Source organism: Mesorhizobium sp. B2-8-9, assembly GCF_006439475.1.
Taxonomy (GTDB): Bacteria; Pseudomonadota; Alphaproteobacteria; order Rhizobiales; family Rhizobiaceae; genus Mesorhizobium.
This window is the reverse complement of record NZ_VFTQ01000007.1, coordinates 25,942-51,782: the sequence shown is the minus strand read 5'-3', so window position 1 is coordinate 51,782 and position 25,841 is coordinate 25,942. Positions and strand designations below refer to the sequence as shown.

Annotated in this window: 24 protein-coding genes and 3 pseudogenes; 12 read left to right on the top strand and 15 right to left on the bottom strand. The window is 64.2% G+C overall.

From position 1 onward, the window contains the following. Nucleotides 1-296 precede the first annotated feature (296 nt). Nucleotides 297-890 (top strand): polyhydroxyalkanoate synthesis repressor PhaR, encoded by a 594-nt coding sequence (gene phaR, locus FJ423_RS10970; RefSeq protein ID WP_095767308.1) that lies wholly within the window; start codon nt 297-299, stop codon nt 888-890. Between the two features lie 251 nt (nt 891-1,141). Here phaR and FJ423_RS10965 read toward each other — a convergent pair whose 3' ends face one another. Beyond that, nucleotides 1,142-2,290 (bottom strand): citrate synthase family protein, encoded by a 1,149-nt coding sequence (locus tag FJ423_RS10965; protein WP_140841592.1) that lies wholly within the window; start codon nt 2,288-2,290, stop codon nt 1,142-1,144. An 89-nt stretch (nt 2,291-2,379) separates the two neighbouring features. On the opposite strand from FJ423_RS10965, the gene FJ423_RS10960 reads away from it, so the two are divergent. From FJ423_RS10960 to FJ423_RS10925, 7 genes are all read left to right on the top strand, one after another. Beyond that, nucleotides 2,380-3,480 (top strand): citrate synthase/methylcitrate synthase, encoded by a 1,101-nt coding sequence (locus FJ423_RS10960; RefSeq protein ID WP_140841590.1) that lies wholly within the window; start codon nt 2,380-2,382, stop codon nt 3,478-3,480. A gap of 492 nt (nt 3,481-3,972) precedes the next feature. Continuing rightward, nucleotides 3,973-5,103, top strand: a complete 1,131-nt coding sequence (locus tag FJ423_RS10950; RefSeq protein ID WP_140841588.1) for a patatin-like phospholipase family protein — start codon at nt 3,973-3,975, stop codon at nt 5,101-5,103. Nucleotides 5,104-5,226: 123 nt separating this feature from the next. Continuing rightward, the gene (locus FJ423_RS10945; protein WP_140841585.1) at nt 5,227-6,648 is read left to right on the top strand and encodes a coniferyl aldehyde dehydrogenase; all 1,422 of its coding nucleotides are present in this window, start codon (nt 5,227-5,229) and stop codon (nt 6,646-6,648) included. Nucleotides 6,649-6,710: 62 nt separating this feature from the next. Further along, nucleotides 6,711-6,929, top strand: a complete 219-nt coding sequence (locus FJ423_RS10940) for a hypothetical protein (RefSeq protein WP_140841583.1) — start codon at nt 6,711-6,713, stop codon at nt 6,927-6,929. Nucleotides 6,930-7,015: 86 nt separating this feature from the next. Next, nucleotides 7,016-8,179, top strand: a complete 1,164-nt coding sequence (locus FJ423_RS10935; RefSeq protein WP_140841581.1) for an efflux RND transporter periplasmic adaptor subunit — start codon at nt 7,016-7,018, stop codon at nt 8,177-8,179. Nucleotides 8,180-8,253: 74 nt separating this feature from the next. After that, nucleotides 8,254-11,430: an efflux RND transporter permease subunit gene (locus FJ423_RS10930; protein ID WP_140841579.1), complete on the top strand. Its 3,177-nt coding sequence runs from the start codon at nt 8,254-8,256 to the stop codon at nt 11,428-11,430. Between the two features lie 97 nt (nt 11,431-11,527). Beyond that, nucleotides 11,528-11,686, top strand: coding sequence for a DUF3309 family protein (locus FJ423_RS10925; protein ID WP_040991775.1), 159 nt, complete (start codon nt 11,528-11,530; stop codon nt 11,684-11,686). Between the two features lie 442 nt (nt 11,687-12,128). On the opposite strand, the pseudogene FJ423_RS10920 reads toward FJ423_RS10925, so the two are convergent. Next, a pseudogene (locus FJ423_RS10920) lies at nt 12,129-12,278 on the bottom strand (oxidoreductase); the annotation flags it as partial. A 3-nt stretch (nt 12,279-12,281) separates the two neighbouring features. On the opposite strand from FJ423_RS10920, the pseudogene FJ423_RS34125 reads away from it, so the two are divergent. Beyond that, nucleotides 12,282-12,458, top strand: a pseudogene (locus FJ423_RS34125) (LysR family transcriptional regulator); the annotation flags it as partial. Here FJ423_RS34125 and FJ423_RS10910 read toward each other — a convergent pair. From FJ423_RS10910 to FJ423_RS10900, 3 genes are all read right to left on the bottom strand, one after another. Further along, the gene (locus FJ423_RS10910) at nt 12,416-13,597 is read right to left on the bottom strand and encodes an MFS transporter (protein WP_140841577.1); all 1,182 of its coding nucleotides are present in this window, start codon (nt 13,595-13,597) and stop codon (nt 12,416-12,418) included. The pseudogene FJ423_RS34125 and the gene FJ423_RS10910 sit on opposite strands and share 43 nt — an antisense overlap. A 387-nt stretch (nt 13,598-13,984) precedes the next feature. Then, on the bottom strand, nt 13,985-14,293 hold the full coding sequence (locus tag FJ423_RS10905) for a DUF1244 domain-containing protein (RefSeq protein ID WP_095767315.1): 309 nt from the start codon (nt 14,291-14,293) through the stop codon (nt 13,985-13,987). Nucleotides 14,294-14,316: 23 nt separating this feature from the next. Then, nucleotides 14,317-15,114 carry an N-formylglutamate amidohydrolase gene (locus tag FJ423_RS10900; RefSeq protein WP_140841575.1) on the bottom strand — a complete coding sequence of 266 codons (798 nt, stop codon included), beginning with the start codon at nt 15,112-15,114 and terminating at the stop codon, nt 14,317-14,319. 235 nt (nt 15,115-15,349) lie between these two features. Between FJ423_RS10900 and FJ423_RS10895 the strand changes: the two genes are divergently transcribed. Further along, complete coding sequence (locus tag FJ423_RS10895; protein ID WP_095767317.1) at nt 15,350-15,838, top strand: DUF1036 domain-containing protein; 489 nt, start codon at nt 15,350-15,352, stop codon at nt 15,836-15,838. Beyond that, a complete protein-coding gene (gene pyk / locus FJ423_RS10890) occupies nt 15,835-17,262 on the top strand; it encodes a pyruvate kinase (protein WP_095767318.1) in 1,428 nt (475 codons plus the stop codon). The genes FJ423_RS10895 and pyk overlap by 4 nt, the downstream gene beginning before the upstream one ends. A 73-nt stretch (nt 17,263-17,335) precedes the next feature. Here pyk and FJ423_RS34785 read toward each other — a convergent pair. The 3 genes and pseudogenes from FJ423_RS34785 to ykgO all read right to left on the bottom strand — a co-directional run bounded on the left by FJ423_RS34785 (nt 17,336) and on the right by ykgO (nt 19,383). Continuing rightward, nucleotides 17,336-18,396: pseudogene (locus FJ423_RS34785) on the bottom strand (alpha/beta hydrolase). A 105-nt stretch (nt 18,397-18,501) separates the two neighbouring features. Continuing rightward, nucleotides 18,502-19,122, bottom strand: coding sequence for a hypothetical protein (locus tag FJ423_RS10880; protein WP_140841573.1), 621 nt, complete (start codon nt 19,120-19,122; stop codon nt 18,502-18,504). 135 nt (nt 19,123-19,257) lie between these two features. Next, the gene (gene ykgO, locus FJ423_RS10875; protein WP_040974291.1) at nt 19,258-19,383 is read right to left on the bottom strand and encodes a type B 50S ribosomal protein L36; all 126 of its coding nucleotides are present in this window, start codon (nt 19,381-19,383) and stop codon (nt 19,258-19,260) included. Nucleotides 19,384-19,627: 244 nt separating this feature from the next. Between ykgO and FJ423_RS10870 the strand changes: the two genes are divergently transcribed. Next, a complete protein-coding gene (locus tag FJ423_RS10870) occupies nt 19,628-20,050 on the top strand; it encodes a lysozyme inhibitor LprI family protein (protein ID WP_140841571.1) in 423 nt (140 codons plus the stop codon). Nucleotides 20,051-20,054: 4 nt separating this feature from the next. Here the strand turns inward: FJ423_RS10870 and FJ423_RS10865 are convergent, their stop codons facing one another. The 7 genes from FJ423_RS10865 to FJ423_RS10835 all read right to left on the bottom strand — a co-directional run bounded on the left by FJ423_RS10865 (nt 20,055) and on the right by FJ423_RS10835 (nt 25,838). After that, entirely contained in the window at nt 20,055-21,131 is a 1,077-nt protein-coding gene (locus FJ423_RS10865) for a 5-(carboxyamino)imidazole ribonucleotide synthase (protein WP_140841569.1), read from the bottom strand. Further along, complete coding sequence (gene purE / locus FJ423_RS10860; protein ID WP_140841567.1) at nt 21,128-21,625, bottom strand: 5-(carboxyamino)imidazole ribonucleotide mutase; 498 nt, start codon at nt 21,623-21,625, stop codon at nt 21,128-21,130. Before purE ends, FJ423_RS10865 begins: the two co-directional genes overlap by 4 nt. Nucleotides 21,626-21,959: 334 nt before the next feature. Next, entirely contained in the window at nt 21,960-22,373 is a 414-nt protein-coding gene (locus tag FJ423_RS10855) for a hypothetical protein (protein ID WP_140841565.1), read from the bottom strand. A 441-nt stretch (nt 22,374-22,814) separates the two neighbouring features. Further along, the gene (locus FJ423_RS10850) at nt 22,815-23,024 is read right to left on the bottom strand and encodes a hypothetical protein (protein ID WP_140841563.1); all 210 of its coding nucleotides are present in this window, start codon (nt 23,022-23,024) and stop codon (nt 22,815-22,817) included. A 298-nt stretch (nt 23,025-23,322) separates the two neighbouring features. Further along, nucleotides 23,323-24,528 carry an aminotransferase class V-fold PLP-dependent enzyme gene (locus FJ423_RS10845; RefSeq protein WP_140841561.1) on the bottom strand — a complete coding sequence of 402 codons (1,206 nt, stop codon included), beginning with the start codon at nt 24,526-24,528 and terminating at the stop codon, nt 23,323-23,325. Between the two features lie 19 nt (nt 24,529-24,547). Then, on the bottom strand, nt 24,548-25,009 hold the full coding sequence (locus FJ423_RS10840) for a RidA family protein (protein ID WP_140841559.1): 462 nt from the start codon (nt 25,007-25,009) through the stop codon (nt 24,548-24,550). 37 nt (nt 25,010-25,046) lie between these two features. Further along, nucleotides 25,047-25,838 carry an amino acid ABC transporter ATP-binding protein gene (locus FJ423_RS10835; RefSeq protein ID WP_140841557.1) on the bottom strand — a complete coding sequence of 264 codons (792 nt, stop codon included), beginning with the start codon at nt 25,836-25,838 and terminating at the stop codon, nt 25,047-25,049. Between the last annotated feature and the right edge of the window lie 3 nt (nt 25,839-25,841).

Below are 25,841 nucleotides of genomic sequence, written 5' to 3'. Positions count from 1 at the left end.
CCAGACTTCGAGGTGTCGTGTTCTAGGCTATCCTTGAAGACTTTCTTGCCGGTTCAGGCAGCCGAGTCAAACCGGAAATGGGCATGGCCGCCATGCGTGGCAAGCAGAGCGCGCGCCGGCTGCGGCAACATGACGTTGACCGCGCGGCGAATTTTGTCATGCCCTGCAGCATTAATTGATGCCGCAGTGCACAAACCGCTTGGAATTGTGAGGCTTTTGCGCGTATCCTCGATAAAGGGCGCAATCGTTACCGGCCGCTTACTCCTAGAGGTGCCGGTGTCCTGGGGAGGATACGGATGGCCGCAAAAGACGACCCGATCGTCATCAAGAAGTATGCCAATCGCCGGCTCTACAATACCGGCACGAGCACTTATGTGACGCTCGAGGACTTGGCCGAGATGGTCAAGAAGGGCGAGGAATTCACGGTCCAGGACGCAAAGACCGGTGACGACATCACGCACCCGGTGCTGACGCAGATCATCTTCGAGCTGGAGAACAAGGATGGGCAGAACATGCTGCCGATCCCGTTCCTGCGCCAGCTCATCTCCTTCTACGGCGATCAGATGCAGATGATCGTGCCGAGCTTCCTCGAACAATCGATGATCGCCTTCTCCAAGGAGCAGGAGCGGTTTCGCGAGCAGCTCAAGGGTACCTTCGGGAAAACGCCGATCGACATGATGAAGACGCCGATCAAGGCGCTCGAGGAACAGACGCGACGCAATGTCGAGATGTTCCAGAACGCCATGCGCATGTTCACGCCGTTCCCGCCCGCCGGCGGCAATTCAGCGCCGGCCGCCGAGCCAGCGAAGAAGGAAGAGAAGGGCGACGATCTGCAGGAATTGAAGGCGCAGATTGCGGCGATGCAGCGCAAGCTGGACACGATGTCCTGACGGGTGTGCCGCCGTTTGGCGGCGGTCGCGAACGCTGGAGATTGGCGCAAAGGCCCATCCCTTCGTCATCCTCGGACTTGACCCGAGGATCCATTCCGTGACCCGACGCTGTAGGGCGCAGCGGTGCAGAATTCTGTATACGTTGCAACGCCTTAGCGTCACGGAATGGATTCTAGGGTCTGCGCGCGTCGCTTCGCTCCTTGCTCCGCCCTAGAATGACGACCTCAAACGCGTTCCGGCTAATCTGCAAGTCATCGTCCCGCGCCAATTGGCCCGTCGTAACGGGCGCGGGGCCTGATCGGCCTGTTGCTGGTCACCTGTTCGACGGCATGGGCCGTCCAGCCGACGCTGCGGCCGAGCGCGAACAGGCGGAACGGCGCATCGGCCGGCAGGCTGAGGCTGCGCGTCATCGCGGCCAGCGCAAAATCGATGTTCGGATGCAGCCCGGTCGCGGCGAGCACGGCGTCGCGAAGATGTACGATCCCGTCATCGATCTCCAGGTCAGGCAGCAGTGCTTGCGCGCGCGGATCGCCTTCAAGGTAGAGCGGGTGGCCGAAGCTTGGCAGCGGCCGGTCATGAGCGAGCCAGCGTGCAATTGCCTCGTCCGGACCCAGCCGCTCGGCATCCTCGACAAGCGTGATCGCCGCCGCGCCGGCGCCGCCATGGCGCGGGCCGGTCAGCGTCGCAAGGCCTGCGAGCAGGCAGGCGGCGATCGGCGCGCCGGTGGAGGCCGCGACGCGGGCGGCGAAGGTCGAGGCGTTGAGCTCATGGTCGGCCAAAAGCACCAGCGCCTTGCGGATGAGATCGGCGCCGGCGGCTTCCACCGACCAGCCCTGCGCCAGCCTGATATGCACAGGTTCGGAGCCCGGCGACGCGCCGAGCGCGGTTGCCAGTGCGCTGGTCGCGGCGGCGCCATCCTGCTGCAGCATCGCCGGCCTGCGTCCGAGCGAGGACCAGCCTCCGGCGGCGAGCGCCGAAAGCCTGGCGAAGGCGGTGGGCGTGCCGCTTTGCCGGGCGGTCGAAGGGGTCAGCGAGGCGAACGATACCGGACGGGCGGAAGCCCATAGCAGTTCGGCGGTCTCCTCGAGCGTCGCCGTCGCCGAAAGCTCCACCGCGTCCCTGCCGCGATAGATGAGACGACCATGCAGCACCGTGGAGATTGACGTGGGAATCGCCGGCTCGCCCCAGGCGATGGCGCTTTCGGCGATTGCCTGCGGGCTCCTTCCGCGGTCGCGGCGCGTGGCGAGCGCGGCGATGTCGTCGGCGCGGTACCGGCTGCGGCGCGGGTCTGCGTCGTCCGGCTTCATGCCGATGCGGCCGCGGCTGACATAGGCATAAAGCGTCTGCGGACGGACGTTGAGCCGCTCCAGCGCCTCATCTCGCGTCAGCCATTCCGTCATTCGACACCTTACATTGATTATCTTGATCAAGATTGATGCATTGATTGCGCAGCATTAATTGTCATGCACCAAAGGTCAAGGAGACGATCATGGCAAATGGGCTCGATGATGTTGTGGCGGCAGACACGGTGCTTTCCGATGTCGATGGTGCGGGCGGGCACCTCACCATCCGAGGCCATTCGCTGATGGAACTGGCCGGCCGCCGGCGCTACGCGCAGGTGGTGCATCTGCTGTTCGACGGCTTCTTCGACGACCTTCCGAGCGATGCCGAACTGGAGGAGGCGATCGGCAAGGCTCGGGTGGAAGTGTTCGATCGCGTCCAGCCGATGCTTGCCCAGCTTGCGCCGCTCGACGTCTACAGCGGCATGCGCGCCGGCATGGCCGTCCTGCCGGACGGCGACAGGCTTGCCGATGCGCTGCGGCTGGTCGCGGCGCCTGCGGTGCTGACGCCGGCCTTGCTGCGCCTTGGCCGGGGTAAGACGCCTATTGCTCCCGACGAAAAAGCCGATCATGCCGGCGACATGCTGCGCATGCTTTCCGGCTCCGCCTCGCCCGCGCTTACCAAGGCGCTCGACAGCTATCTGGTGACGGTCTGCGACCACGGGCTCAACGCCTCGACCTTCGCGACCCGCGTGGTGGCCTCGACCCAGGCCGGACTGACCTCGGCGATCCTGGCTGGGCTCGGCGCGCTGAAAGGTCCGCTGCATGGCGGCGCGCCGGGGCCGGTGATCGAGATGCTGGACGCCATCAAGGCCAGCGGCGACGCCACGGCATGGCTGCGCAACGAGATCGCTCATGGCCAGCGCATCATGGGTTTCGGCCATCGCATCTACCGCGTGCGCGACCCGCGAGCCGATGCGCTGAAGACGGTCGTGCGGCAGCTCGGTTCGCGCAACAAGACGAGCAGCAAGGAGATGGGCAGCAGGTTGGCCTTCGCCGAAACCGTGGAGCAGGCGGCGCTCGAGGTGCTCAGCATCGCCAAGCCGCAGCGCTCGATCCAGACCAATGTCGAATTCTACACAGCGCTCCTCCTGGACGCGGTCGGCTTCCCGAAGGAGGCCTTCTCCAACGTGTTCGCCGCCGGCCGCGTTGCCGGCTGGATTGCGCACGCGCGCGAGCAGCAGGCGACCGGGCGGCTCATCCGGCCACAGTCGCATTATGTCGGGCCGGTGCCCGATCTCGTGGCTTGAGAGGTTCGGTTCCTCGCCCCACCTCGGCTACGGCATGCACACCTTTCCAAGCGGCTGGCCTTTGGCGATAGCGTGCATGCAGCTTGGCGCATGCCTTGTCTTATGCAGCGCTGGTCGACCCCCACTCCGTCTCGGCTGCGCCGAGCCACCTCTCCCCCGATCGACGGGGTAGAGGAAGGCGCCAAGCTTTTTGCCGTCAATGCTCGTCCAGCAACGCTCCTTCCTTTCCCTCCGGAGGGGGGAAAGGTGGCGCTGCGAAGCAGCGACGGATTGGGGGAACCACCTGGCAATCAAGCTTCCCCCTGATCAGTCGCGCCAGTCACAGCATGCTGTAGCCCACTTCGTGGGGCGAGGAAAATCCCATGATCACGCTTGTGTGTTCGTGTTCTTGCCTTGGTTCGCCCTTATATGCTGCGCTGCAACATAGGCTGACTGCGTCGTCTCCGTGCAAACAACGCTGCGGTAGGCCGGCGCATCGAGACAAGGAACGCCATGGCGAAGAACGGCAAGGCGGAGGAAAAGAAGAAGATCAACATCGCGCTGCAGGGCGGCGGTTCGCATGGCGCCTTTTCCTGGGGCGTGCTCGACCGGCTGCTGGAGGACGGGCGGCTGGAGATCGCGGCGGTGTCCGGCACCAGCGCCGGCGCCATGAACGCGGTGGCGCTGGCCGACGGCTTTGTCCGGGGCGGCGTGGAAGGCGCGCGCAAGAAGCTCGAGGACTTCTGGCGGGCGGTGGCCTCGAAGGGCCGTTTTAGCCCCGTGCAGCGCATGCCGTGGGACGTGGTCTGGGGCAATTGGTCGATCGAGAACACGCCCGGTTATGTCTTCTTCGACACGATGTCGCGGGTGTTCTCGCCCTATGTCGCCAATCCGCTCGGCCTCAACCCGCTGCGCGATGTGGTGGCGAAGGAGATCGACTTCGACAATGTGCGCGCCTGCAAGTCGATTGAGCTGTTCATCTCGGCGACCAATGTCGAGACCGGACAGCTGCGCGTCTTCTCCGACGGCGAGATCGACCTCGACACGGTGATGGCCTCGGCCTGCCTGCCGCAATTGTTCCGAGCCGTCGAGATCAAGGGCGTGCCCTATTGGGATGGCGGCTATGGCGGCAATCCGGCGCTCTATCCGTTCTTCAAGACGGCGGCGACCGAGGACGTGCTTCTGGTGCAGATCAATCCGGTGGTGCGCGAAGGCACGCCGAAGAGCGCCAATGAGATCCAGAACCGCATCGACGAGATTACCTTCAACGCCGGGCTGCTGCGTGAATTCCGCTCGATCGCCTTCGTCAAGGAACTGATCGCGGCCGGACGCCTGCCGCATGGCGAATATCGCGACATCCGCATGCACCGCATCGATGCCGACGAGGCCTTCAAGGACCTCTCCGCGTCGTCCAAGGTCAATGCCGAATGGGCTTTCATCGCCTATCTGCGCGACCTCGGCCGCAGCGCCGCCAGCGACTGGCTGGAAGAGAATTACGACGCCGTCGGCCAGCACGCCACGCTCGATCTTTCAGGCGAGCTCGACGACGGCTTCAAGCCGCTGCGCGGCCCGGCACCCGGGCGTCGCGTCAAGGAGTTCCTGGCAGCGCACATTAAGCCAGAATCCGCGCGGCGGCGGGCCTGATGTCTTCCATACCTGTTAGCAAGTCCGCTCCGGCTGTCAGCATCTTCCCCAGCGGAACCGGGGCAATGCTGGATTCGGTTGTCGGGGCGATATAGCTTACCTGAACGTAAAGGGGAGGTCGCGATGCTGCAAACCAGACAAAACGCTCTCGGGGTCAGGTTCGAGGCGCAGTGCAGGGCCTTCGAGAAGGAGCCGTTCCCGACGCTGAACGTGCGCAAGGATCGGCTGAAGCGCCTGCTGGCGCTCACTGAAAAGCACGAAGCCGAGATCTGCGCGGCGATCGACAGCGATTTTTCCGCCCGCTCGGCTCAGGAGACGCGGCTTGCCGAACTGTTCGTCGTGCGCGCGGGCATCGGGCATGCGCTGTCGCATCTCGGCGTCTGGATGCGCGAGCGCCGCGTCGCCACCAGCCTTCCCTTCCTGCCCGGCCGCAACCGCCTCTTGCCGCAGCCGCTCGGCGTCGTCGGCATCGTCTCGCCCTGGAACTATCCTTTCCAGCTCGCCATCGCGCCGGCGACCGCCGCTCTGGCCGCCGGCAACCGCGTGCTGATCAAGCCTTCGGAGCTGACGCCGAAATTTTCGGACCTGCTCGCCAGCCTGGTCGAAAAATATTTCGCCGCCGACGAGGTCAGCGTGGCGGTCGGCGACGCGGAGGCCGGCAAGGCGTTCGTATCCCTGCCGTTCGACCACCTCCTGTTCACGGGCTCGACCGCCGTTGGCCGCCAGGTTGCGCTGGCTGCCGCTGCCAATCTGACGCCGGTGACGCTCGAGCTCGGCGGCAAGTCGCCGGCGATCTTTGATCCATCCTGCGATCTCGATGCGGCGGTCGCCAGCGTTGCCTATGGCAAATTGCTCAATGCCGGCCAAACCTGCATCGCGCCCGACTATCTGATGGTCCCGCAAGGCCAGGGCGCGGCGGTCGCGGCCAAGTTCGCGGCGGCAATCGCGAAGCTCTATCCGCGCCTCGGCGACAATCCCGACTATACGGCGATCGTCAGCGAGCGGCATCACCGGCGGCTGAGCGACATGGTCGCCGAGGCGCGCGACAGCGGCGCCGACATTACCGAGATCAATCCTGCGAACGAGAAGCTCGGCATCAGCGACCGCAAGATGGCGCCGGTGCTGGTGCGCAATGCCGGCGAGACTCTGCGGCTGATGCGCGAGGAGATTTTCGGACCGGTGCTGCCGATCGTCGAATATGGCAGCGTGGACGAGGCTATCGATCATGTGAACCGGGGCGAGCGTCCACTGGCGCTTTACTGGTTCGGCAGCGACAGCGCCAATCGCCGTAGGGTCATGCGCGAAACCGTGGCCGGCGGCGTCACGGTCAATGACTGCATGATGCATCTGGCGCAGGAGCGGCAGCCCTTCGGCGGCGTCGGCGACAGCGGCATGGGCGCCTATCACGGCGAGTGGGGTTTTCGCACCTTCAGCAAGGAAAAGCCGATCTTCATCCAGTCGAAGCTCAGCGCCGGCGGCCTGCTGCGCCCGCCCTATGGCAAGACATTCGAGCGTCTTTTCCGGCTGCTGAAGCTCATCACTTGACAGCTTCAGCCCGGGAATGGCGGGGACGGAACCGCGGTCAACGCGGATGATCGCCGCTTCATATGGGAGCTTTCCGCATCATCCTGACGGCTGTTGCCACTAACGTTAGGGAAGCCATGGAAAACTATTGGCGCGCCGGAAAAAAGCGCAGCCGTCTGGCAGAAAAGCTTGGATTTGTCGAGGAACCACGTTCCACTTCGCAATGCTACCGCAACTTTTCCGACTATATTGCGCCGCAACTTTCAGGTAGAAGCTGCGCTTCGCCGATCACGGCAAATTGAACTAGGCCCCGCGCACACCCATATCGGCCGCGCGCCCGAAGTCGGAAGCGCCGACCTCGCCAGGTCCTGCAACGGAAAAAATGACGATGCCGAAAATCAGGTTTCACAAGCTTGCTGCCATTGTCGTGCTCATCGGATTCGCGGCCTGGATGGGCACGGGTGAGTTTTCGTCCGTCGGTAGCGCCGCCGACAAGTCGGTCGCCACGGACAAACACGCCGACGCCGGCAAGCCCGCTCAGCCGGAGGCCGCCGAGCCCAAGGCCGCGTTGCGCACGGTCGCCGTGGTGACGCCGCCGCGCAAAACCTATGCGCGCGCCATCCGCATCTCCGGCCTGACCGAGGCCGACAAGCGGGCCGTGCTGGCGACGCGCGTCGCCGGCGTCATCGAGAAGTTGCCGGTCAAGCAGGGCGACCGCGTCAAGACCGGCGACCTCGTGCTGATGCTCGCGGCCGAGGAGAAGATCTCCAACGTCGACAATGCCAAGCAATTGCTGGCGCAGCGCAAAGCCGAGCTCGATGCCGCCGAGCGGCTGGCCAAGACCGGCAATCTGCCGAAGCTGCAGCTCGATACCGCCCGCTCCAACCTGACGCTGGCGCAATCGCAGCTCGACACCGCGCAGGCGGAGCTCGACCGCAACGAGGTCAAAGCGCCGTTCGACGGCGTCATCGACCGCATCCCGGTGGAGCTCGGCAGCTCGGTGATGCAGGGCGGCGAGGTGGCGACAGTCCTGAAGCTCGATCCGGTCATCGCCCGCGGCGAGATCAGCGAGCGCGACCTGCGCTACGTCAAGATCGGCGACGAGGCCGATGTCCGCCTCGTCAACGACCAGAAGGTCACCGGCACCGTGCGCTACATCAGCCGCGATGCCTCGGCGCAGACCCGCACCTTCCGCGTCGAGGTGGCGATCCCCAATGCCGACGGCTCAATCCCTGCCGGCATGACGGCCGAGATCACGCTCAGCGCCGAGCCAACCAACGCGGTCATGCTGCCGCGCTCGGTGGTGACGCTGGGCGACAAGGGCGACCTCGGCATCCGCGCCGTCGGCAAGGACGACAAGGTGGCGTTCTTTCCGATCGACCTGGTCGACGACACGCCGCACGGCCTGGTGCTGGGCGGCATTCCGCAAGATGCGCGCATCATCGTCGCCGGCCAGGAGCTGGTGAAGGAGGGCGACCCGGTGAAGCCCGTCGAGGCCGACCAGGCGACCATCAACAAGCTGATCGGCGAAGCCACCGCCGGCACGCAGTAAAGCAGGACGCGTCCGTCGCCGGACCAATCCGGCGATGGCAGTCCGCAGCCCCCGAAGCATAACAGGCCGAAGTCATGGATATCGTCAGACTCGCCATCAACAACGCTCGCCTCACCATATCGGCGCTGCTGTTCCTGGTCGTCGCGGGCTGGGTCGCCTACCAGTCCACGCCGAAGGAAGCAGAGCCCGACGTTCCGATTCCGATGATGTATGTCAGCCTGATCTATCAGGGCATCTCGCCGGAGGATTCCGAGCGCCTGCTGCTCAGGCCGATGGAAAGCAAGCTCAAGAGCCTCAAGGGGCTCAAGGAGATGCGCTCAGCCGCCTTCCAGGGCGGCGGCTATGTGCTGGTCGAATTCCAGCCGCAGACGGATCTCGCGACAGCGCTGCAGGATACGCGCAGCAAGGTGCAGGACGCCAAGGCCGACCTGCCGCAGGCGGCGGAAGAGCCGACCGTCAACGAGGTCAACGTCTCGGAATTCCCGGTTCTGGTCGTCACGCTTTCCGGCGATGTGCCGGAGCGCGTGCTGACGTCGGCCGCGCGCGAGCTGCGCGACCGCATCGAGGAGGTGCCCGGCGTGCTCGAAGGCTCGCTGCAGGGCGCTCGCGACGACCTCGTCGAGGTGGTCGTCGATCCGGTGAAGCTTTCCTCCTACGGACTGCAGCTCGACCAGGTGATCCAGGGCGTCGCCTCCTCCAACAGCCTGGTCGCGGCCGGCAATCTCGAAGGCTCGGAAGGCAAATACGCGGTCAAGGTGCCGTCGCTGATCGAGACGCCCGAGGATGTCGCCAACCTGCCGGTGGTCGCCACGCCGAACGCCGTGGTCCAGGCCAAGGACATCGCGACCATACGCTCGACCTTCAAGGACGCCGAGACGGTCACTCGCCTCAATGGCAAGCCTGCGATCGCCATCGAAGTCAAGAAGCGCATAGGCGCCAACCTGATCGACACGTTGAACCACGTCAGGGAAGTGTCGGACACCTTTATCAAGACCATGCCCGAGGGCATGCATGTCACCTACACGCAGGACAAGTCGGTCTTCGTCAACCAGCTGCTGGGCGACCTGCAGAACCACGTGATGATCGCCGTCATCCTGGTGTTCATCGTCATCCTCTACGCGCTGTCGGGGCGGGCCTCGCTGCTCATCGGGCTTGCCATCCCGTCATCGTTCCTGATGGGCATCCTGCTGCTTGCCATGATGGGCTACACGATCAACATGATCGTGCTGTTCAGCCTGATCCTGGCCGTCGGCATGCTGGTGGATGACGCCATCATCGTCACCGAATTCGCGGAACGGCGCATGAGCGAGGGCATGCCGAAGGCGGACGCCTTCGCGCTGGCCGCCAAGCGCATGGCCGGCCCGGTCATCGCGGCGACGATGACGCGCATCGCCGCCTTCTCGCCGCTGCTGTTCTGGCCGGGCATCATCGGCGACTTCATGAAATATATGCCGATCACGCTGATCGTGACGCTGTCGGCCTCGATGCTCTACGCGCTGGTCTTCGCGCCGACTTTGGGCGCGATCTTCGCCAAGGCGCCGGAGCATCACGAGGAAGGCAACCGCGACGGCTGGTACATGGCGGTGGTCAAGCAGGCGGTGCGCTTCCCGATCACGGTGATCCTGCTCACCGTCGGACTTCTGGTCGGCGTCGGCTTCGCCTATTCGAAATATGGCGCCGGCGTCGAGTTCTTCCCCAGCGTCGAGCCGGATTACGGCCTGCTCTATGTGCATGCCCGCGGCAATCTTTCGCTGGCCGAAATGGACGCCGCGACGAAAACGGCGGAAAACCGCCTGCTCGGCTGGCCCGGCGTGAAGTCGGTCTATACCCGCGTCGGCAAGACGCAAGGCGGCGGCCAGGACATCCCGGAAGACGTGGTCGGCGTCATCCAGTACGAGTTCGTCGATTGGCGCGAGCGCAAGTCGGCCAACCAGATCCTCGACGACCTACGCGGCGTGATGGCCGGCATTCCCGGCGTCGATGTCGAAGTGCGCGTGCCGGAAGCCGGCCCGCCGACCGGCAAGCCGATCCAGATCAGGCTGTCGGCCGTCGACCCGGCCGGGCTCGACGACAAGGCGCGCGCGGTCGCGGCACGCATCGCCAAGGTCCCCAATGTCATCGATATTTCGGACGGCCTGCCGCCGCCCGGCGTCGATTGGGCGATCGAGGTCGACCGCGCCAAGGCGGCGCAATACGGCATCAGCCCGACTTCGGTCGGCACGGTGGTGCAACTGGTGACCAACGGCCTCAAGCTGTCGGAATACCGGCCGGCCGGCGCCGACGCCGCGGTCGACATCCGGCTCCGCCTGCCCGAGGACCGGCGCACGCTGTCGACGCTCGACGAGCTCAGGGTGCAGACCTCGCAAGGGTCGGTGCCGATCTCGAACTTCGTCGTGCGCAAGCCGGAGCCGACCGTCGGCATCCTGAACCGCATCGACGGCGCGCGCACCGTGGTCGTGCAGGCCAATGTCAGCGCCGGCGCGCAGGTCGCGGCGGTGCAGGAGCAGGTGACCAAGGCCGTCAGCGATATGGATCTCGGCAGCGGCATCCGCTGGAAGCTCGCCGGCTCAAACGAGGACAGCGCGGAAGCCAGCGCCTTCCTCGGCAAGGCTTTCGGCGCAGCGATCTTCCTGATCTTCCTGGTGCTGCTTGCGCAGTTCAACAAATTCACCAGCGTGTGGCTCGTCCTGTCCTGCGTGGTCATGGCGACGATCGGCGTGTTCCTCGGATTGCTTCTGACAGGCGAGGCCTTCGGCATCGTCATGTCGGGCATCGGCGTCATCGCGCTGGCCGGTGTGGTGGTGAACAACAACATCGTGCTCATCGACACTTACGACCGGTTGCGCGACGAAGGCTGGGACAAGATGGATGCGGTGCTGCAGACCTGCCGCGAGCGCGCCCGTCCGGTGGTGCTGACGGCGGTCTCGGCCATCCTCGGCGTGCTGCCGATCGCCTTCGGGCTCGGTCTCGAAATCTTCCATCACGAGACGACGATCAACGCGCCGTCGACGCAATGGTGGATCTCGCTGTCCTCGGCGATCGTCTTCGGCCTGTCCTTCGCCACCCTGCTGACGCTGGTGGTGACGCCCTCGATGCTGATGGTGTTCACCCGCGCCAAGGTGAAGCCCGGCCAGCGCCGCGGCTGGTTCAGCCGCCTGTTGCGGCGCGGCAAAGGCAAGGTCATGACCGACGAGCCGCCCAGCGAGACGGGCGCGGGGTCGGCGGAGCCCTTCCCGAAAGCCGCGGAATAGAGCGTTTCACAACTCCAAGGAAAAAAGCCGCCCGGGAACAACCGGGCGGCTTTTTGCATTGTTCCCTCGAAGTTCAACCAGACGGCGAGGGTTTTTCATGACGATCGGCACAATTCTCGTAATTATCCTTATCCTGATCCTGATCGGCGCCGTGCCGGCATGGCCGCATTCGCGATCCTGGGGCTACGGCCCCTCGGGCATCGTCGGCGTCATCCTGGTCGTGCTGTTGATACTCTTGTTGATGGGCAGGATCTGACCGGTTCCTCGGTCCAGGGATTTGAAAGGCTGCAGCCAGCGCAAACGCTGGGAACTAGCTGAAGCTTTGCCCAATCTTGTCATTCCAGGGCGGAGCAGCCGCGAAGCGGCGTCGCGGAGACCCTGGAATCCATTCCGTGAACTGGGCCGTGGGATGCGGCGAAGCAGAATTCTGCGCCCTTGCTACGCTTCGAGGTCACGGAATGGATCCTCGGGTCTGCGCGCGTCGCTTCGCTCCTTGCTCCGCCCGTGGATGACGAGGTTGGGAGGCCTCAGCCAGTCTCCAAGGCATACGGCCTGCCAACGCAGACATGCCCGACCGATCCTTGTAGTTTGCAGCCGGGCTGCCGGATCGGCCGCTTTTTGGCATGCTGCGATCAGGCGGCGAGGCGCGACGGCTCCGCGGCGACGCCGATATCCTGCAATGCTTCCTTCACCGCTTAGTCGAGCGGGGTGTGCGGGATTTCGCCGATGACCTCCTCCAGCCGCGTCGAGACCAGCCGGTGCGCTTCGAAGCGCAGATAGGACATCGAGACGATCTCGCGCCACATGGCCACGAACGGGCTGCCGGCGCGCAGCACCCACCAGGGCATGCCGATCCGAACCTGGAAAAACTGTTGCCCTATTTGCCCCCGCCGGTTCTGCCGGTCTGGCTTGCCATGCATCGAGACGTGCGCACCAGCATGCGCATCCGCCGCGTGGCGGATTTCCTGCACGAGGAACTGAAGCGCTATTCGGCTGGGACAGGTTCAGGTGCAAATTCGGCCCGGTGAGCGAGGCCGGCCATCAAGAGCACGACGACCAGCAGCGCGGACAGCGCGACGAAGATCGGGCCGAAGCTCGAATGCTCTGCGACGAAGCCGATTGCCGACGGCGCCACCAATATGCCGGAATAGCCCATGGTGGTGACGACGCTCATGCCGGTGCCGGACGACATGCCTTCCTGATTGCCGCCGGCCGAAAAGATGATCGGCACCATGTTGGCAATGCCGAAGCCGCAGAAAGCAAAGGCGGTTATGGCAAGGTAAGGCGAGGGCGAGAGGCCGGCGACCAGCATGCCGGCGGCGGCGACCAGCGCGGAGCCGCGCAAGGTCGACACCGCGCCGAAGCGGTTGCGCACGCCGTCGCCCAGGAAACGCATCAGCGCCATGACCCCGGAGAAGGCGGCATAGGCCAGCCCGGCGACCGCGAGATCGGCACCCAGCTCCTGGTGCAGGAAGAGCGCCGCCCAGTCGAGCACCGCGCCCTCCGAGATCATGGTGAGCAGCGCCATCAGCCCGACCAGATAGACGGCCATGTGCCGCGGCAGCGTGAACTTCTGGTGCTCGACCGCCTGCGGCCGGCCCTCGGCGATGAGATAACGAACGGCAAACGCGATGATGGCAAAGGCGATCACCGTCACCGCGACGGCATGGGCAAGATAGCCGTAATTCTGGATCGAGTAGCCGCCGAGCGCGCCACCGGCGAAGCCGCCGAGGCTCCAGAAGCCGTGCGACGACGACATGATCGCGCGCGAAAGCCGCCTTTCCACCACGACGGCATTCGAGTTCATCGCGACATCCATGCCGCCGATTGAGCCGCCGAAGACGAGCATGGCAATCGCCGCCAGCGGAACGTTAGGGGCGAGCGCCACGATCAGCAGGCCGAAGCTGCCGCAAACACCGAACCAGCGCGTCACGCTGCGCGAGCCGTGCCGGGAGATCAGATGGCCGCACCAGGTCATGGCGATGACCGCGCCGACGCCGAACAGGAGGATCAGCAGGCCGAGGGTGAATCGGGTGATGTCGAGCCGGGTGAGGAACACCGGGATCTGCGGCGCCCAGCTGCCGGTCAAGAAACCATTGGCGAGGAAAATACCGGCGACGGCCCAGCGGCCGCGCGCCGCGGCCTGCATCGTGGTTTGCACGCTCATCGTCTGAAATCCGCCATGCAAAGGATTCGCGCGGCAAATTAGATCGATTCAATTCGTAGTCAAGGACCGCAGCGGGGAAGTGCTTGGACCAAGGGCGCGATCGGGGGTCGGCGTCGTTCGCGGCAGGCTGCTGCTTTGACGATTGCTGCGACGCCTCTCCGTTCGTCATCCACGGGCGGAGCAAGGAGCGAAGCGACGCGCGTGGACCCGAGGATCCATTCCGTGACTTAGGAGCGCCGCTACCATGCAGAATGTTCCCGGGCGGCGCCGATGCGACGATATTCTGGATCGCCGTGCTCTTCGGCAGTCGTCACGGAATGGATTCCAGGGTCTCCGCTACGCTCCGCCCTGGAATGACGAAGTCGCGAAAGCGTGCGTCGTCGCTGCTTAGTGATCCTTTGGCCGTCGCGCCTCGAACTCGGCCTTCTTGGCTTCCGACGCCTCGGTCTGGTTGAGCGCCTGCCATTCGGCATAGGGCATGCCGTAGATGATCTCGCGCGCAGCGTCTTTCGACAATGCCACACCTTCGGCTTCGGCGGCTTCGCGATACCAGTTGGACAGGCAGTTGCGGCAGAAGCCGGCGAGGTTCATCAGGTCGATGTTCTGGACATCGCCGCGCTCGCGCAGATGCGCCACCAGCCGGCGAAACGCGGCTGCCTCGAAATCGCGTTTCTGGTCGTCGTTGAGCTCGGTCATGGGGAACTCCGCCGTCGGTCTCGTCACACAGGTCCGGTGCGCGAGCCGAACATTTTCACCTGATGAATATCGGGGCGCCGGTCGATGGCGTCAACGATCGGCGCCAAGCGTTCGGCCCAGGCCAAGGCGCCGGCGCGGTCGGCGATCAGGTCCTGACGGATTTCGATCAGAGCATGTGCGTAGCCGTTGACGATGGCATGGCGGAACATGGTGTCGCCGCGCAGCGCGCCGTCATAGGGTTCGTTGTCGCCGACGACGAGGGACTTGTCCTCGGCCAGCATGTCGATCAGCGGCCGCGCCACGCGGTCGTCTCGGTCCCACAGGACGCCGACATGCCAGGGGCGGACAAAACCCTGCATCGCCGGCGTGAAGGAATGCACGGAGAGGATGAACGGCGCCTTGCCCGAAGCATGGGCGACGGAGGCGATCATCGCCCCGACGGCGTCGTGATAGGGCTGGTAGAAACGGTCGAGCCGCCGCTCGCGCTCCTCCCGGGCAATCGGATAGTTTCCCGGCACCACGGTCCCGTCATAGAGCTGGCGGATCATGGTTGGGTCGTCCTCGCCCCGGTTGGGGTCGATCAGCAGCCGCGAGAAGCCGGCAAGCACCGCCGGCACGTCAAGCGCAGCGGCGAGCTCGCGCGTCACCGTCTCGACGCCGATGTCATAGGCGATGTGACGGTCGAATTCGGACGCCGGCAAGCCGAGACTGCCGTATTCGTCGGGGAGATCGCGGCGGGCGTGGTCGGCGAGAAGCACGACGCCTCTCTTGCGGTCGCCCTCGACTATGTCGAACGGCGTGAAAACTGTGGATCGGGTCATCGGCTGAAAAGGGGATGGCGGCTGCGATGTGCTATCGTCATTCCACGAAGAGGACGCCGGCGCAATGCCGTTGTTTGGCCAAGGTTTCCGCAAAAAATCCCCGACCGAGGGAGAATTTGCGCGACGGGCCCTTCTAAATCGATTGGAATTGAACAAAACGGCGCGTTGACATGCGCCCGGAGTTTGCTGAAAAGGGCTTCGAGAGATGCAAATGTGGTTCGCAAGGGGATCTGCGATGGGTTTTGCCGGTCGGTTGCGCAAGCGCCTGGCCGTGCCGTTGCTGATCGTCGGCGCGGGTTTTTTCGCGATAGCCGCGACCTCGCCGGCCCGGGCCGACTTCCGCGTTTGCAACGCGACGCAAAATCTGGTGGGCGTCGGCATCGGCTATCGCGCCAAGGCCGGCTGGATCACCGAGGGCTGGTGGCACATCGAAGGATCGACCTGCAAGACGCTGATCGAGGGTCCGCTGTCATCAAGGTTTTACTATCTTTATGCAGAAGACGCCGAACGTGGCGGGCGCTGGGACGGCCCGATCAACATGTGCGTCGCCGAAAAAGAGTTCAAGATAGCCGGCGTGAATGATTGCGTCGCCCGGGGCTTCCAACGCGCCGGATTTCAGGAATATGACACGGGCGAGCAGGCCAGCTGGATGGTCCAGCTGACCGACGAGCCCGCAACGGGAGGCGCGCCAGCGACCCCCGCTCCGGGAACAAACAGTCAATGAGACGTAGCCGCAAGGTCAAGATCCTCGCCACCATCGGTCCGGCTTCCTCCTCCGAGGAGATGCTGAGAAAGCTCTTCGAAGCGGGCGCAGATGTCTTCCGCATCAATATGAGCCATACCGACCACGAGCTGATGCGCACGCTGGTCGGCCGCATCCGCGCCGTCGAGGCGGCCGTCGGCCGACCGATCGGCATCCTGGCCGACCTGCAGGGCCCGAAGCTCAGGGTCGGCAAGTTCGCCAACGTCAAGGAAGCGCTAGCTGTCGGCCAGACTTTCACGCTCGACGACAATCCCGAAGCCGGCACATCGAAGCGGGTATATCTGCCGCATCCCGAAATCCTGAGTTCGGTCGAGGCCGGTCACCGTCTTTTGATCGACGACGGCAAGCTGGAGCTGAAGGCGCTGAAGAGCGACGGCAAGTCGATCACCTGCACGGTCGTCGCCGGCTCGGGCATTTCCGACAAGAAGGGCGTCAGCCTGCCCGACACCGACCTGCCGGTCGGCGCGCTGACCGAGAAGGACCGTGCCGATCTCGACGCGGTTCTTGCCACCGGCGTCGACTGGGTGGCGCTGTCCTTCGTGCAGCGGCCGGAGGACCTGGCGGAGGCCCGCAAGATCGCGCGCGGCCGCGCGCTGATCATGGCCAAGATCGAGAAGCCGCAGGCGGTGGCCCGACTTCCTGAGATCATCGAGCTCTCCGACGCGCTGATGGTCGCCCGCGGCGATCTCGGCGTCGAGATGCCGCTCGAAGCCGTGCCTGGCATCCAGAAGCAGATCACGCGCGCGGCGCGCCGCGCCGGCAAGCCGGTGGTGATCGCCACGCAGATGCTGGAATCGATGATCACCGCGCCCGTGCCGACCCGCGCCGAGGTCTCCGACGTGTCGATCGCCGTCTTCGAAGGCGCGGACGCGATCATGCTTTCGGCCGAATCTGCGGCCGGCGCCTATCCGGTCGAGGCGGTCGCCATGATGAACCGCATTGCCACCAAGGTCGAAACCGACCCGACCTATGCCGGCATCATCAATGCGCAGCGCTCGGAGCCGGAAGCCACCGGCGCAGACGCCATCTCGCTGGCCGCGCGCGAGATCGCCGAGACGCTGAAACTGTCGGCGATCATCTCCTACACCGCGTCGGGCACCACCGGTCTGCGCGCCGCGCGCGAGCGCCCGCAGGTGCCGATCGTGGCGTTGTCGCCGATCGTCAACACGGCGCGCCGGCTGTCGCTCTTGTGGGGCACGCATTGCGTCGTCTCGCCAGACGCGACCGACCTCGACGACATGGTCGACCGGGCCTGCCGCATCGCGCTGGAAGAAGGCTTCGGCAAGCCGGGCGACCGCGTCATCATCACGGCCGGCGTGCCGCTGAGGACGCCCGGCTCGACCAATATGCTGCGGATTGCCTACGTGGGGTCGGAGACTCACTAGGGCGTAGTCGATATTCGGGTGAGGCCGGCCTGACCCGAATCTCAACACGCCCTTGGTGCTTGAACCTCCGAGTTCAGCCCGGCGCGAGTTCTGCGTCTGGCACCCGGAGCTCAGGACATCTACCGGCACCTTGCGCATCGCCGGCGATCCGGCCTTCCACGGTTTTCGCCAGCATTGGAGATCGACCGGCGCGCCGGCCACGTTCGCAATGGCACCGACCACGAGGTCGGGCGCGACCCAGTCCGGCTTGTGGCCGAGATTGTGGATCCAGACCAGCTCGGCGCCGGGAATGTCGCGTTCCAGGCCGACGGAATGGATTGTGGCATAGACCACCTCGTCGCGATCGCCCGAGATGACGACCGTCGGCGCCTTGATCTCGCGATAGCCAGGCGAGGCGGCGCGGACATAGTCGTAGAGCTGGGCGACATCGCGGGCGTTGGCGCGGAAGGCGGACGGCCGCAGCACCAGTGGGATCGAGGCATTGTCGACATAGGAGTCCGGCACAGCGTTCGGCGAGAAGACGCAAGACGTCGCGCCGCCGATCTGCAGCATGCCGGCCGGGTAGGCGAGCGTTTCGGAAAACAGCCAGCCGATCGCCGGCGTGGCCGTGAGCTTGTAGTACCAGGCGGTCGCGCCACCCGGCCAGGGATGCGTGGCGGGCGAAAGGAAGACGAGGCCAAGCGTTTTTTCCGGATGCTGACGGGCGAAGGCCGTGGTGATCGCGCCGCCGAAGGAATGGGCGACGATGACTGCGTCGCGGATTCCCAGCCGGTCCATCAGCGCGGCAATGGTATCCGCCTGCTTCGCCAACGTCTCATTGCCTCCGCGCTCCGACCAGCCGAGCCCCGGGCGGTCCAGGAACAGCATTTCGGCGCGACCCTCGAGCAGGGGCCTCAGCGGCAGCATCTGGTCCTTGAGATTGGCGCTGGCGCCATGGATGAAGACGACCGGCGGCAGCTCGGCGCCGGCGGGCGCCGGGATATGGACATAATGGATGCGCGCGCCATCGATCTCGGCGAACGCGCCGGCAGGCGGGCTGCGTCGCTCGACCAGCCAGACGCCGGCGCGGGTGACGCCGGCGAAGGCAAAGAGGAGAGCAACGAGGAAGAGGAGGGCGGCGCAGATGAGGTTCATGCGGAGGGATACGGTGGTAGGGCGGAATCAGTTTAGGCAGTAGGCAGTAGGCAGTAGGCAGTAGGTTGGTCTCTTTTCTATTGCCTACTGCCCAATTCCTACTGCCTAAATCCCCTCGCCGGCCAGCTCTTCCGAGAGCGTCGAGACCTGGTTCTGGGCGCTGCGCATCATCGGGTAGATCGCCAGCACCTTTTGCCAGGCCTCCAGCGCCGACTGCTTGTGGCCGGTTTCGGCCATGATCTGGGCGAGGCCAGAGAGCGCGCCGAAATGGCGCGGCTCGAGCTGCAAGGTGCGGTCGATGTCGGCCATCGACTTCCCGTAATTCTTCATCAGAAAATGCACGGTGGCGCGGCGGTTCCAGCCTTCGGCGTAGTCGGGCTGCAACGTCACGACCTGGTCGAGGAAGTCGAGGGCGACGTCGAATTTCTGGTCTTCCGTCGCCTTCTGCGCCCATTGCATCATCAGGTCGATCGAGGCGCTGCCTGACTGGTTCCATTCGTTCCAGATGCGGCCGGCGATGCGCTCGGCCGCCTTCTCGTTGCGCTCGCGCTTCAGCTCGGTGAAGAGCTGGTCGAGGCGGCCCTGCTTGGTCGGGGCGGCCGGCGGCGGCGTGGCGGCTGGCGGCGAGGTATCCGGAGGCAGCGCCCCCGGCACCGTTTCTGCTCCCGCGGGCAAAGCCGCGACGGAAAGCAAGAAGGCGGTGAGAGATGTAAAAAGAATCCGCATCGCCGGAATCTAGACCCCGACGGCGGATCGTCAAAGTGATTTTAACGTGAGAGCGCCGGCAAACCGGCGTTCGACATCAACGCGGCTTTCGCATGTCGCTTCCTTGGGCGACATGCACCACGCTGCGCTCAAGTCTCAGCCCTGGCGCGCCTTGTAGCGCGGAGCGGTCTTGTTGATGATGTAGATGCGTCCCTTGCGGCGAACCAGCCGGTTGTCGCGGTGACGCGCCTTGAGCGCCTTGAGCGAATTCTTGATCTTCATGGTCTTGCCTGTTCGGTCAGGGCCCGTCCCGGGCCGAATTTTAAAAGGCGCGCCCGGAAAAAGCGCGCCTTGGAACTTGCGTGGCTCATAAACGAGGTGCCTTGCCCGTGTCAACCACGTGTGCGCGCCCCGAATGCCACAAGTGGGCCGGCAGATCAAATATTCGCCATCCGGCAGCACGGCATTGCGCGACTCAAGGGCGGCTGGGATGGTGCGGTCTCGCCGAAACGACCGGAGATTGCACATGCGCCGCCTGCTTTTGCTTGCCTGTCTTGCCTTGCTCGCGACGGCCCCGGCAGCTTTTGCCGAGGACTGCGACCGCAATGACGACAGCCAGTCGATGCTGAACATTTGCGCCGATGCCGACTACCACGCGGCCGATGCCAAGCTCAACGCTGCCTACAAGAACATCATCGGCAGCAACGATCAGGCCTCGAACAAGCTGCTGCAGACGGCGCAACGCGCCTGGATCGCCTTTCGCGACGCCGAATGCGCCTATTCGACTGCCGACAGCGAGGGCGGATCCATCCATCCGATGGAGGTTTCGGAGTGCCTGACGACGCTGACCAATGATCGCATCAAGCAGTTGACCTCCGACGCCAACTGCAAGCTGAGCGATCCGAGCTGCGCCGGCTCGGACGCGGGCGACGACCAGAATATGCAATAGGGCGTTATCGCGACCTGATGAGGCGCGTAAAATGGCCCATCTTGCGGCCGGGTCGCGACTCGGCCTTGCCGTAGAGATGCAGCAACAGACCGGGCTCGTTAAGCAGCGCCGGCACTTTCAGCATGTCGTCGCCGATCAGGTTTTCCATCACGCAGTCAAAATGCCGGGCGGGCGAACCCAGCGGCAGGCCGGCGACGGCGCGGATATGCTGCTCGAACTGCGAGACGACGCAGGCGGCCTCGGTCCAGTGGCCGGAATTGTGCACGCGCGGCGCCAGCTCGTTGGCCAGAAGCGCGCCGTCGGCCAGCACGAAGAACTCGACGCCGATGACGCCGACATAGCCGAGCGCGGAAAGAATTTTCGAAGCGGCATCCTTGGCGGCGGCTTCCGTCTCCGGACGAATGGCCGCCGGCAAAGTGGAGCTGCGCAATATGCCTTCCCGGTGGACGTTTTCGGTCGGATCGAAGACGGCGACCGAGCCGTCGAGCCCACGCGCGGCGATCACCGAAATCTCGCGCTCGAAGGCGACCAGCGATTCCAGGATCAGCGGCACATTGCCCATCGCCTCGCAGGTGCCGGCAAAGCCGCCGGTCTGCATGTTGCGGAAGACGCGCTGGCCCTTGCCGTCATAGCCCATGCGGCGGGTCTTCAGCACGCCGCTGCCGTTGAACGTTTTGAGGGCCTCGGTCAGTTGATCGTCATTGTCGACCGAGCAGAACTCCGCCGTCGGGATGCCGATGCCATTGAGAAAGCTTTTTTCGGTGAGGCGATCCTGCGCGACTTCGAGCGCGCGGGCCGGCGGATAGACCGGGACCGTTGCAGCCAGTGTTTGCGCCGCGGCGACCGGGACGTTCTCGAACTCGTAGGTGACGACCGCGCTGGCGCGGGCCAGATCGGCGAGCGCCGCCGGATCGTCATAGGCGGCGACGATCTGCCGGGTGGCGACCTGGGCGGCTGGGCAGTTGGGCTGGGGCTCCAACACGACGATGCGATAACCGAGGCGCGCCGCGGCCATCGCCAGCATGCGGCCGAGCTGGCCGCCGCCGATGATGCCGATGGTCGATCCGGGCGCCAGGCTCACGGCGTGTCCGTCGGCTCGGCGGCGACCTTGGCGGTCTGCGCCGCGCGCCAGGCGTCGAGCCGGGCAGCGAGCTTATCGTCGTTCAGCGCCAGCACCGCCGCTGCGAGAAGCGCTGCATTGGCGGCGCCCGCCTTGCCGATCGCCAAAGTGCCGACCGGGATGCCGGCCGGCATCTGCACGATGGAAAGCAGCGAGTCCTGGCCCGAAAGCGCCTTGGATTCCACCGGAACGCCGAAGACGGGCAGCGGCGTCATCGCCGCCGTCATGCCGGGCAGATGCGCCGCGCCGCCGGCGCCGGCGATAATCACCTTGTAGCCGGCCGCCTTGGCGCCCTTGGCGAACTCATAGAGGCGGTCAGGGGTCCGGTGCGCAGAGACGATCAGCCGCTTGTGCGGGATGCCCAGCGCCTCCAGCGTTTCCGCCGCCTGGCGCATCGTCGCCCAGTCGGACTGGCTGCCCATGATAATGGCGACGTCGGCACGCTGATCGGTCAAGGTGTGGCTCCGCGGCGGCAAAGGCGCGCCTTAGCGGAAAACGTCAGGAGCCGCAAGGATTGTCGCCGTTAGGTTAGTCTCCCAGCCTTTGCGAGAAGATGGATGCCGTTGATCGAAGCCGGATAGGAGAAACAATGATGGCGTATAGTTCTCCGATCGCACGCCATGAGGAGCAGCCCAAAAACATACTGAAAGGCGAGCTAAAGCGCCGGGGTACAATGTATGCATAATTCGGAGCGTAATCTGGCAAACAAGATGAGCAGGGCAGCTTCATCGCCGCTTTCTTCATGATTTGCATAAACGTGATCAGCGAGCATCAGGCGGAAGTCCAAGCTTAAGACAATAGCATACCCAGCACGCCTCCAGCTAGGAAGGCGATCGCGGCCATAATAAAGAATACTCGTTTTCGCAGCGAACCGGGTTCATCTGGAAAATAAAACGCCTCGAAATGGATGTTCTCGATCTCTGATGAACGCAAGAATATGTGCCCTTGGCTAAACTCTTGAGTGGACATAGGTCGCGCTTTGCCGAAAGTTGTTGTCGGAATTTCTTTGTTCAGGCGCAGATAGAATTTAACCGGGTCTTCCAGGATCAAATGGTCGATGTTGTTTCCATCGCCGAGGCTGATCTCCTTTGGCAGTCCGGCGTACATAAGCCGTTGGTTGTCGCTGATTACCTTTGTCAGCACAAAGCATGTGAGCAGGGGCTCCTTATTTTTGGATATGAACGGCGCGAGAGAGCCATACATCAGGCGTCCTACCACCTTGGACCTACGGGATAGCCACTGTACGCAATAAGCGGCTATCAAGGCAGTCACGCTAACCCCCAGAAATACTAATGCTGAGCAGATAGGGTAGCTGAAAAGGAAATTGGTTAGTTCGAAACGCCTACTCTGAGGAGGCGAGATGGAATGGTCGAAGACGTACATATTCCCGCCAAATTCGACGATTCCAAAGGGAATGTGGTAGGCGTGAAAGAGATTTAAGAACCCAACAGCCAGTGCGATTACGAACCAAAAAACGATGAAAACCAGTATGGAGTACAGCAGTACGGCGATGGACGAGTAGATCGTGCTGCCCGCGAAAAAGGGCCTCCTAACCGGAGACCCTTCATAAACGGCGTACCGAAATATCAATCCCGGCACCAACAATATGAAAAGCGCAAGTGTCGATGCGCTAAGCGACACAGATCAGCCGGCTTCCTTAGCCGAGTTGCGCGCTTTTACAATCGCCCGGATGCGGTTCTTGACTGCGTCTTCGCTTAGAGTAGTGTCGCCGTTATGCTTGGTGGACGGGTCGCCTGCCGCCTCGACAAGCGCGCGATAAAGGGTGACGAACGAACCCTTTGATTCTCGCCTCAATTCATTGACGATTTTATCGCGACGAATGAACGTGTTCATTTCGCGATTCTCCTATGAATGGCGCATGCGATTAACAGCCTGCGCACGAAATCGTTCCGAATTAGTTATCGCTGCTTCGTATGCGCAACATCGTACGCGGACGCCGTAAGGACGTCAATTCGACGTTCTTCGATATATGTATGCCCGTACCGCATCGCAACTTCCTCACCAATTTTGCGGCAACCAATACAGAAGTTGTAGCCCGTACTCATTTCCATGTGATGCCATACATCACCGCCTTATGGTTGTGCTCCGTAATACCGCCAACTGAGACACACGACCCGACGCTACGGCAGCGCTAATCCGGCCAACGCAGGGAGCCCGAAGAGTCCTTGCGCGCGATTTTCATCGCATCGGACGGACGCTCCTTCGCCGTCAACACGGCGCGCAGCTGCTCGGCGACGATCTCCGCCTGGCCGGGATGCAAATTGCAGGGGTCGAGGAAGAAGTGGCCGCGCTCGACCTCGTGGTTGCGGACGATCACCGGCGGCGAGCCGGCAGCCAAAGCGGAAGCCAGGCCGGCGGCGGTGAAGCGACTTTCCGGACGCACGAACACCTGCAGGCGGTCGAGAGGATTGTTGGTCGGGTCGGGAATGATCTCAGCGCCGATGCCGGGAATGCCTTGAAGTGAATCCTTCCACAGATTGAGCGCCGCCTCCTCGCGCCGGCGGATGCCGACATGGTCGCGCTTTTCCCAGGCGTCGAGCGCCGCCATTGTGCCGGCGATGCTTTCCTTGCCGACCTTCATGGCGCGCGCAACGCCGCGGTTCTGCAGGTAGGCGGCGCGGACCAGGTCCTTGCGGCCGGTGACGATGCCGCTGGTCGGGCCCGAAAGGAATTTGTGGCCGCTATAAACGACGATGTCGGCGCCGCGCGCCAGGAAGCTGCGCAGGTCATATTCGGACGCGGCGTCAACGATCACTGGAATGTTCTTGGCATGACAAATCTCGCAGAATTCCTCCAGGGAAAGCATGCCGTATTGCACGGTGTGGTGGGCGACGACGTAGAGAGCCGCGGCCGTCCGCTCATTGATCGCCTCGCGCACATGGTAGTCCTGGGTGACGCTGACGGTGCCCGCCGGAATGACCTTGGCGCCGGCGACGCGGATCGACTGGTCGATGGGCGCGCCATAGTTGACGATGTGGCCGAGCTGGATGACGACCTCGGACTTCAGCCCTTCGGTGTCGTCCGGCAGGCGTTCGATCGCGAGAAGGTTGGTGCCTGTCATCGCGCCGGCGATGGCCATGGTGATGCCCGAGGCGCAGCAGGCGGTGATGAAGCCGGCCTCGCCGCCGGTGAGGCGCGCGACCACCGCGCTCGCGGCGCGCTGCAAATCATCCATCTCCACCCATTGCGAGGCGATCTCGGCCATGGCGCTGATCGCTTCGGGAACGATGATCGAGGCACCCAGCGCCGTCATCGTGCCCGAGACATTGATGATTGGCCTCAAGCCCAGCCGCTCGCGGATGGTGGTGTTGGAGCCGGCGTCGGAATAGGTCTTCATGTGAGTGGACTCCGTTAAGTCAGGCGGCGATCTCGACGACCGCTTCGATTTCGACAGTGATGTTTCGCGGCAGCGAGCCAACGCCGATGGCCGAGCGAGCATGGCCGCCAAGCTTGTCGAAAACATCGGCGAAGAGGTCCGAGCAGCCATTGACCACTTTGGGGTGGTCGCTGAAGGTCGGCGTAGCGTTGACGAAGCCGAGCAGCTTCACGACCCGCACAATGCGGCCGAGATCGCCCGCCGCGGCATGCATGACGGCGAGCAAATTGAGGCCGGTGAGGCGGGCATGCTCATAGGCCTGATCCACGGTCACGTCATCGCCGACCTTGCCGGTGCAAAGCGTGCCGTCGGCACGCAGCGGCCCCTGTCCCGAAAGAAAGATCAGCCGGCCGCTCTCGGCATGGGTGACGAAATTGGCGATGGGCGTCGGCGGCTCCGGCAACGTAAGGCCAAGCTCGGCGAGCCGTATGTAAGGCGACATGGAAGGGTACTCCCTGGATGGCCGAGGCCATCCGCTTTCAAAAATGCGAGGCGCGGAAACGCGCCAGAAATGCGCGGAGGCGCTCGTTGGTCGTTTCCGCCGCGAGCACTTCTTTCGGCGGACCGACGGCCGAGACACCGCCATCGGCCATGAAGACGATGCGGCTGGAGGCATCGCGGGCGAAGGCCATCTCATGCGTGACCATCACCATGGTCATGCCATCCTCGGCGAGGCTGCGGACCACCGCCAGCACCTCTCCGACGAGCTCCGGGTCGAGCGCCGAGGTGATCTCGTCGAGCAGCAGGATTTTGGGCTCCATGGCGACTGCGCGGGCAATGCCGACGCGTTGCTGCTGGCCACCCGACAATTCGGCGGGCAGGCTGTCTGCCTTGTGGGCGAGGCCGACGCGGCCCAGCCAATGCTCGGCAATCGAGCGCGCCTCCGTCTTGCTCTTGCCGCGCACCTTGGTCAGGCCGAGCATGATGTTGCCGGCGGCGGTCAGATGCGGAAAGAGGTTGAAGCTCTGGAACACCATGCCGGTCTCGGCGCGCATGGCGGCCAAATCGCGTTCGCTACGCCGCTGGCGCGCGCCGCCGTCGCGAAAGCCGACCTCCTTGCCGTCGATGCGGATCGAGCCGCTATCGTAGCTTTCGAGGAAGTTGACGCAGCGCAGCAGGGTGGTCTTGCCGCTGCCCGAAGGGCCGATGATGGTGACGACCTCGCCCTTGGCCACCTGCAAGCTGACCGAGCGCAGCACGCTGACCGAGCCGAAGGATTTCGAGACCTCGGCAATATCGAGAAGCGCTGCGTTGTCGTTCGAACTGGCCATCGC